This is a genomic window from Pseudomonas sp. Irchel s3h14, assembly GCF_900187425.1.
Lineage (GTDB): Bacteria > Pseudomonadota > Gammaproteobacteria > Pseudomonadales > Pseudomonadaceae > Aquipseudomonas.
Map to the genome: position 1 here is coordinate 134,930 of NZ_FYDJ01000014.1, position 9,066 is coordinate 143,995.

General features: G+C 60.8%; 1 protein-coding gene and 1 pseudogene. Both read right to left on the reverse strand.

The window, feature by feature from the left end; translation table 11 throughout:
* Positions 1 to 19: 19 nt before the first annotated feature.
* Positions 20 to 7,507, reverse strand: coding sequence for a VCBS domain-containing protein (locus CKW16_RS23390; RefSeq protein ID WP_095131000.1), 7,488 nt, complete (start codon positions 7,505 to 7,507; stop codon positions 20 to 22).
* Between the two features lie 642 nt (positions 7,508 to 8,149).
* Positions 8,150 to 8,359, reverse strand: a pseudogene (locus CKW16_RS32955) (chemotaxis protein CheB); the annotation flags it as partial.
* Between the last annotated feature and the right edge of the window lie 707 nt (positions 8,360 to 9,066).

The following is a 9,066-nucleotide window of genomic DNA, read 5'->3' on the forward strand; positions in this document are numbered from 1 at the left end:
ATTCAACTCCAGCCCAACATCAAGCCGTCAGCGTATGGTCAGCCTCCCCAAACCAGGTGCGCACCAGATCGGTACCGCTCGTGCCCGTGTTGGCAAGAACCGCCACATCGGCGAAGTTCGTACCATTGGCTGCGCCATCGGCATCCACCTTCACGGTGACGTCACTGCCGGACTGCGCCAGTTGGACGAAGTCGGACGCCTGGCTGACACCGCTAACGAAGTTGGCGCTGAGCAGTGCAGAGAGGTCGAGCGCGTCACCTTCGGCGAAGTTGTAGTCGAGGATGGTGTCCCCGCCTTCAGCCACGTTGAGATAGGCGAACATATCGGCTCCCGCGCCACCGCTGAGCGTGTCCTCCCCGCCACGACCTGCGAGGATGTCGTTGCCGTCGCCGCCACTGAGTACGTCCGCCGCCATGCTGCCCACCAGTGTGCCGCTGGATTCGCCGCTGTAACTGACTTGGGTACCGGCCTCGCCGCCGTCGGTGGCCTGGAAGTCATCCGCCGTGTAGTGGCCCAGCAAGTTCACCTCGGCCCGGTGCACGCCGTCGTCCACCGTCAGCAGGCCGCCGGCGCCAGAGGCGTTGGCGCTGTAGGTGAGCTGGGTGTTGGCGCCGAAGGCGAGATCGCCGAAGGTCAGCATGTCATCGCTTTCCAGGCCGAGGATGCCGACCAAGGAACTCGCCGCTTCGGCCTGTGCGATTACCAGTGTGCCCGCGCCTTCGCCGTGGAAGGCGACGGACCCGTGTGCCGCGCCGGAAAAGGTCAGTGTCGCATCGCCGTCGATAGTGGCGCTGCCGTTGCCCATCACGTCGGCCAGTAGGCGCATGTCGCCGCCGTTGGCCCATAAGTGGCCGGAGTTGTCGACTGCACTTGCCACCGTCATGCCGCCTTCACCCGTAGACTCCAGCACCCCACTGTTGGTGATGGTGTGGGTACCGGTGTCGAGCACCAGGCTGTTCAGCCCGCTGGCCAGAATCAGCCCCGCATTAACCAATACCATTTGCCCGGCGCCCAACTGGCCAGCGCCGGAAATGCGGTTGTCGACGTTGGTCAGGACTGTGTCGGCGCTGCCGCCGAAAATCACGTTTTGTGCGCTGTCGGATAGCTGCACCTGACCGCCACCGGTCAAGGTCGCGCCACGGAACAGAATCTCAAGATTGGTCTCGCTGCCGGTGGAGCCGAGTTCAATGGTGCCGCTGTTATGAATGCTGCCACCGAACGGCATGATCGCGCCGTCGGCAATGGTGAGGGTACCGGTATTGGTCATGACCGGATCCACATCGAACTGGAAGTTCGCTTCGCTCAAGTCTGCCGCATCGACACCTTTAAGGGTGACCGACTGGCCGGAGCTGATGCTGACCAGCGCATTGCCGTTGGCGTCGTTAGCGATACTCAAATCAGCAAAGCCGGTGATGCCCGCGAAGCCGATCAAGTCGATCTTGTCCGCGGTGACATCGAAACTGTAGATCTGGTTGTTGCCGATCGGCTGGGCGAAGACGAAAGTGTCGGCACCGGACGAGCCAGTCAGGTTGTCGTCAGCGGACAAGGCGAAGATCGGCGCGTCGGGGGCATAGACTTCGATGTTGTTGAACACATAGGCGCTGGCGGTGCTGCCATCGCTGTTGCTCCAGTACATGTTGACATCAAGTACCAACGCTCCCGCGAAGTCGCTTGGGGTTGTCACCGTCAATGCGCCAGGATCGCTGGTCTGCACGGTCCAGGTGCCGTCGCCGTTGTCAGTTCCCGCATTGAATATCCATCCCGAGGGAACACCGCTGATTGACACCGTTATCGGGCCGCTAATATCGGCCGACGGAGTATCGAGGGCTAGATTGATGGGTTCGCCGGCAACACCTGCCGGAAGGTTTGCACTGCTCCCGGCAGCACCAGCATTACCCGCCAGGTCGGTGTAGCTGTTCGCGGTAACGTCGACTTTCACGCTACCGCCCTGCGTTCTGGTCAGCGTTGCCGTGTAGGTATCGCCGTCTACCTGCGTAAAGTTACTCCAGGTTCCGCGGGGCGTTCCGCTTGTTGTAGTCACCGTGACGTCCGAAAGGTTGAAGCCGCTCACAACCTCACTGAACTGGAATGTGACCGTCGACGTCGAACCGTTCGAACTCCCTAAGGCAGTCCCCGTCACGCTCACTGTCGGTGCCACGGTATCAACTGGAGTCTCAACTACGTTCTGCACGTTCACCGTAATCGACTGGGTGTCGGTTCCGCCATTGCCGTCCGCCACCAGAACGTCCACAGCATAGGCATTGTCACCGTCAGCACCACCGACATCCTGGGCATTCTCGTAATCCGGCGCCGAATTGAACGTCAGCACCCCGCTTGAACTGATCGAGAACTTGCTGAAGTCCGTCCCGGCCGTATTCAGGATCGAGTAGCTCAGGGTTTGCGCCGGCAGATCAGCGTCTGTCGCCGTCACTGTCGTGACCGCCGTGGTGTTCTCCGCCACGTTGACCGAAGCCGTCGCACCACCACCGTTGGAGGTGATCACCGGGTTGTTGTCATTGACCCCCATCACGCTCACCGCGATCGCCTGGTTGTCAAACAACGTGCCGTCCGATGCCCGCACGATCACGTCATAGACGTTGTTCGTTCCTGAATCAGTCGGCGCCTCAAAGTTGGGCGCAGAAACAAAACTCAGCGCGCCCGTGCCTGAAACGATCGAGAACTTCGCGGCGTCCGCTCCGCCAACGATGCTGTAGCTCAGGGTTTGCGCCGGAAGATCGGCATCGCTCGCCGCCACTGTCGTGACTGTCGTGGTGTTCTCCGCCACGCTGACCGAAGCCGTCGCACCACCGCCGTTGGAGGTGATCGTCGGCGAGTCGTTGCTGCCGTTGATGGTCACCGTCACCGCAGTCGCGGTGCCGTCGGCGCTAAGTACCGTGAAGGTGTCGGTCAGGCTGTCGCCGACATTGAGTGTGTCGAAGGCCGAGTTGGCGGTATAGCTCCAGTTGCCCGCGGTATTGATGGCGAAGGTTCCGTTGGCGCCGGCGGTACCGGATTGGGCCTGGAAGGTTTCCGGGTTGTCGACGTCGCTGATGGTGAGGGTGCCAGCTGTGGTCAGCGGGGCATTGGTTTCGGTCAGCGTGACGCTGGCCGAGGACAGCACGGCGGCGTCGTTGCTGCCGTTGATGGTGACCGTCACTGCGGTCGCGGTGCCGTCGGCGCTAAGTACCGTGAAGGTGTCGGTCAGGCTGTCGCCGACATTGAGTGTGTCGAAGGCCGAGTTGGCGGTATAGCTCCAGTTGCCCGCGGTATTGATGGCGAAGGTTCCGTTGGCGCCGGCGGTACCGGATTGGGCCTGGAAGGTTTCCGGGTTGTCGACGTCGCTGATGGTGAGGGTGCCAGCTGTGGTCAGCGGGGCATTGGTTTCGGTCAGCGTGACGCTGGCCGAGGACAGCACGGCGGCGTCGTTGCTGCCGTTGATGGTGACCGTCACTGCGGTCGCGGTGCCGTCGGCACTGAGTACCGTGAAAGTGTCGGTCAGGCTGTCGCCGACATTGAGTGCATCGAAGGCCGAGTTGGCGGTATAGCTCCAGTTGCCCGCGGTTTTGATGGCGAAGGTTCCGTTGGCGCCGGCGGTACCGGATTGGGCCTGGAAGGTTTCCGGGCTGTCGACGTCACTGATGGTGAGTGTGCCGCTGGTGGTCAGCGGGGCATTGGTCTCGGTAAGCGTGACGCTGGCTGAGGACAGTACAGCCGCATCGTTACTGCCGGTGATGTGGACGGTGACCGAAGTGAGGGTGCCATCGGAGCTGCTCACTGCGAAGGTGTCGGTGTAGGTGGTGCCAGCGACGAACTCGTTGTGGGCGGAGTCGGCGACGTAGGTCCAGGCACCGTCAGTGCCGATGGAGAACTGGCCGTAACTGCCGGCGGTGTTGGTCTGGGCAACGAAGGTCGCGGCGCTGTCGACATCGCTGATGGTCAGGCTGCCGCTGGTGGTCAGCGGGGCATTGGTTTCGGTCAGGTTGGCGATGTCGGCGGACAACACCGCGGCATCGTTGGTGCCGGTGATATGCACGGTGACCGAGGTAAGGGTGCCATCGGCACTGCTCACTGCGAAGCTGTCGGTGTAGGTGGTGCCGGCGGCGAACTCGTTGTGGGCGGAGTCGGCGACGTAGGTCCAGGCACCGCCAGTGCCGATGGAGAACTTGCCATAGCTGCCGGCGGTGTTGGACTGCGCGACGAAGGTTGCGGCGCTGTCGACATCGCTGATGGTCAGGCTGCCGCTGGTGGTCAGCGGGGCATTGGTTTCGGTCAGGTTGGCGATGTCGGCGGACAACACCGCGGCATCGTTGGTTCCGGTGATATGCACGGTGACCGAAGTGAGGGTGCCGTCGGCGCTGCTCACTGAGAAATTGTCGGTGTAAGTGGTGCCGGCGACGAACTCGTTGTGAGCGGAGTCGGCGACATAGCTCCAGGCACCGCCAGTGCCGATGGAGAACTTGCCATAGCTGCCGGCGGTGTTGGACTGCGCGACGAAGGTTGCGGCGCTGTCGACATCGCTGATGGTCAGGCTGCCGCTGGTGGTCAGCGGGGCATTGGTTTCGGTCAGGTTGGCGATGTCGGCGGACAACACCGCGGCATCGTTGGTTCCGGTGATATGCACGGTGACCGAAGTGAGGGTGCCGTCGGCGCTGCTCACTGCGAAGCTGTCGGTGTAGGTGGTGCCGGCGGCGAACTCGTTGTGGGCGGAGTCGGCGACATAGTTCCAGGCACCATTGGTGCCGATGGAGAACTGGCCGTAGCTGCCGGCGGTGTTGGTCTGCGTGACGAAGGTTGCGGCGCTGTCGACATCGCTGATGGTCAGGCTGCTGCTGGTGGTCAGCGGGGCATTGGTTTCGGTCAGCGTGACGTTGGCCGAGGACAACACGGCCGCATCGTTAGTGCCGGTGACGGTGACGGTCACCAACTGAGTGTCGACGCCGCCGAGGCCATCGCTGACCTGCACGCTGAACACCTCATCGTGACTTTCGCCAGCCCCCAGCGACTGCACGGCACTGGCAACACCATCGGTGCCATTGGCGAGGGTGTAAGTCCATTTTCCAGTGCTATCCACCGCGATCGAACCGTAGGTGCCGGTATTCGTACCGGCAATGCTCCAGCTGGCCGTCGCAGCGTGATCGATGTCGGCCGAACTGAACTGGCCACTGACGCTGAGCGTGGTGTCTTCCTGCACCACACCGGCATCGTTGCCCGTCACGAAGCTGAGCACGGGTGCGTCGTTAGCGCCGCTGACGGTGACGGTCACCAGCTGAGTGTCCACGCCGCCGAGGCCATCGTTGACCTGCACGGTGAACACTTCGTCATGACTCTCGCCAGCCTTCAGCGACTGCACCGCGCTGGCGATTCCGTCGGAGCCATTGGCCAGGGTGTACGTCCATTTACCGGTGCTATCCACCGCGATCGAACCGTAGATGCCGGTATTCGTACCGGCAATGCTCCAGCTGGCCGTAGCAGCATGATCGATGTCGGCGGAGCTGAACTGGCCACTCACGCTGAGCGTGGTGTCTTCCTTCACCGCGCCGGCATCGTTGCCCGTTGCGAAGCTGAGCACGGGCGCATCGTTAGTGCCGCTGACGGTAACGGTCACCAGCTGAGTGTCCACGCCGCCGAGGCCATCGCTGACCTGCACGCTGAACACTTCATCGTGACTCTCGCCCGCCTTCAACGACTGCACTGCACTGGCGATTCCGTCGGAGCCATTGGCCAAGGTGTAAGTCCATTGGCCGGTGCTATCCACCGCGATCGAACCATAGGTGCCGGGATTCGTACCGGCAATGCTCCAGCTGGCCGTAGCAGCGTGATCGATGTCAACCGAGCTGAACTGACCGCTCACGCTGAGCGCGGTGTCTTCCTGCACTGCGCCGGCATCGTTGCCCGTCATGAAGCTGAGCACCGGCGCATCGTTAGTGCCGGTGATAGTGATGGTCACCGTCTGCGTCGCCGAGGCAGCATTAGCCGCGCCGCTGTCGTCGGTGGCGACCACCGCGTACGAGAAGGTGATGGTTTCACCCGCACCGAGGAAGTCGAGATTCTGATTGCTGCTGTAGTCCCAGCTGTTCTGGTCGACCGAAAAACCAGCCACCAGTGCCGAGGCCACGGTCGCATTGAGCGCGCCGCCACTCCAGGCGATGTCGCCGTTGGCAGTCTGCGACACGGTCACCGTGTCGGTACTGTCCTGATCGGCAAAGCTCAGTGCGCCGCTGTCGCTCAGGGTTGCAGTGCCATTGCCTTCGTTCATCGTGCCGGTGGTGTCGGTAATTGTCAGCGTCGGCTGGTCGTTGGTGCCGGTAATCGTGATGGTCACGGTCTGCACCGCCCCGTCGCCGATCGCCACGTTATAGGTTTGTGTGACGCTCTGGCCTTCGCCGAGGAACTGCAGGGCGGTGTTGTTCACCGCGAAGTTCCACCCCAGCGAACCGTTGCCTGTACCGGTGCTGTCGCTCAGTGGATTGGTGGTGAAGCTACCCAAATAGCCGGAAGCGCCCGGCGTGACGGTAACGCTGTGGGTGTCGATCAGGTCGACGTCGGTGAAGGTGATGTTGCCGCTGGCTGCGTAGTCGCCGCTGTCTTCCTTGGCATCGCCGGCCTGCACGCCGCTGGTGATCTGCACCTGATCGTTGATGCCGGTGATGGTGATGGCCACATTCTGCGTTGTCGACGAGCCATGCCCATCATTGATGGTGACCACATAGGTTTCAGTAACAGTCTGCCCCTGGGCCAGGTATTGGGTTGCCGCATTATTCAGGGTGTAAGTCCAGTTAACGGTGCCGTTGGCTGCGTTGGCCGCTTCAGTCACGGATGCAAGAGTGAAGTTGCCCAGCGCTGTGGTATTGCCGCCCGCCGCCACGAATGAGGCGGTATGCATATCGCTCAGATCCACATCGCTAAACGCAATAGTGCCCGTCGCGCTCAGCGAGTCGGTCGGGCTCGACGTCGTGGTCGCATCTTCGGTAACCGTGCCAGCCTGCACGCCGATGCTCATCGTCACACTGTCATTCATGCCAGCGAACTGCACCTGTGCAGTGGCCCAGCTGAGCGTGCCGTTGCCGAGACGAATCGCATAGGTAAAGGTGTCCGTCAGGGACCCTCCACCCGCCAGCGACTGGAGTTGTGCCTTGAAAGCAGTCGACAACGTAGCGGCGTCGTAGCCGACCTTGCCATCCGACGTAATCCAGATCTTTGCCCCGTTGAAACTGGTGTCAGTACTCGTCGTCTCGATTCTGCCCGTGTCCTGGATCAGGAGGTCGGCCGGCGCATAAACCTTCGTGGCAGTAGAAAGACTGGTCGCGTCATCGAGTGACCACAGTGTCTTTGCGCTACCGCCGAGGTCATTGGACATGACGTCCAGGTATACGACCCCCAACAGGTCTTCAGTGATGGCCGTGGCGCCCGTGCCAATAACACCGGTAGTGAAAATGTCGTCCTGCGCCTGCGGAGTGTTGGAAAGCGAAGTGACGGTGCCGCCGCTGGTAGTTGTGGTGGTAGCCATGTCTTTCTCCCGAAAATGCCATTTTTTTATTTTTAGAATCGCTAGGGACTGCTAACAGGACGATTTCCCGTTCTTGCGCCGCTCAGGTTGTTCTGGGGCGGTGCGAGGCGGCCGTCGGACATCGTCGGCCAGCTGACGGGACAAGCGCTGCCGGCAGAGGCGCGCGGGTATTGCGGGGGTGGAAATGTTCGCCGCGCTTGAGCTGCGGATCGCAGGACAAGTCGGGCGAACGTGGACGCCAGCCTGGGGCTGCGCTGCGTATGGCACGCAATAGACTGAGAGTACCCATGTGGAAGGGTCTCCTGGAGAAAGGCTGGGTGAGGCCGTGTTTTGGGGTAGCACCGACTCAGGGATACGGCCTTTCCTGATATCAGTTTGATGTGTGTTTAGTTGTGGGGTCAGGCTTTGTAAAGGTGTTAAGCGCGGTTAACAGTGCGGCGTGCCAATATTCCGACGGGTGGGTGTTTTGGTGTCAATATTATGTCGATTTGTTTTTGGCGAATGGACCGTGGGCGCTCGACAATGGCGTGTCTCGAAAGAGCTGAAACCCCAATGGGATGTGGGCTGGCTGATTCATAAAACGTTGGGATACCCATCAAATCTCATCGTTCATCTGTTAGAAAAGCCCCGCCGGAGCCTCTGCTTTTGCGGTATTTCCACCAGGCAACGCCAGATCGACCATGCCGGTCTCGATGGCTGCTCGTGGCATACCGTCGAACTCGGCGTATTCCGGCACCTGGCCAAGGTGATACCGACCTGTTCCTTAATGCGCGACAAGCCGACCGCGCCGTCGGAACCGCTGCCCGAGAGCACCAGGCAGAAGGCGCGCTCGAGGTGCACTTGTGCCAGATCGGGCCTCGAACCACGGTAGTTAGGTGTCATGTATGAAGGCGCGCGGGGTAGGGGAGGTCGCACCTTTACGGCCTTGGGGGACTGCCAGTTGTTCGCCGTGCTCGTGGGCATCGGCCAAATAGTGGGCGGTTTCCTGGCGGGCCTGCTCGAGCGTTATCTTACCGACACGGCCAAGGGTGACATTCTTGTTCCGTACCCAGGTGCCCTATAGCTCATGTGCCCCACTGGGGCGTCATATCAAGGAGAGGTATGGGTACGCTGATGAATTCGCTCTGGCCACAATTGCGTCTGCCGCGGGCAGTGCTGTTTTATTGGCCGCCCTTGGATGGTTGTTCAGGACCTGGGTAGGGGAGCGCCTGAACGTTAGCATCAGACCTTGGACGTTTTCATAGTGGCGCCCTAGGCTCCTTGATAAGGAAAAGAATTTTCAGACGGGGGTTGACCGGGTATTTTAATCCTGTACTATTCGCCTCCCGCTAACGAGCAGCTTGATGTTGCTTCTGGCCTAAGTAATTGATTTGATTAAAAAATCATGAGCTTTTAAGGTTGCTACTTGAGGGTGTGTGCTGTAGAGTGCGCTCCTCGGTTGAGACGAAAGATCTTAACCAACCGCTCTTTAACAATTGAATCAAGCAATTCGTGTGGGTGCTTGTGGAGTCAGACTGATAGTCAACAAGATTATCAGCATCACAAGTTACTCCGCGAGA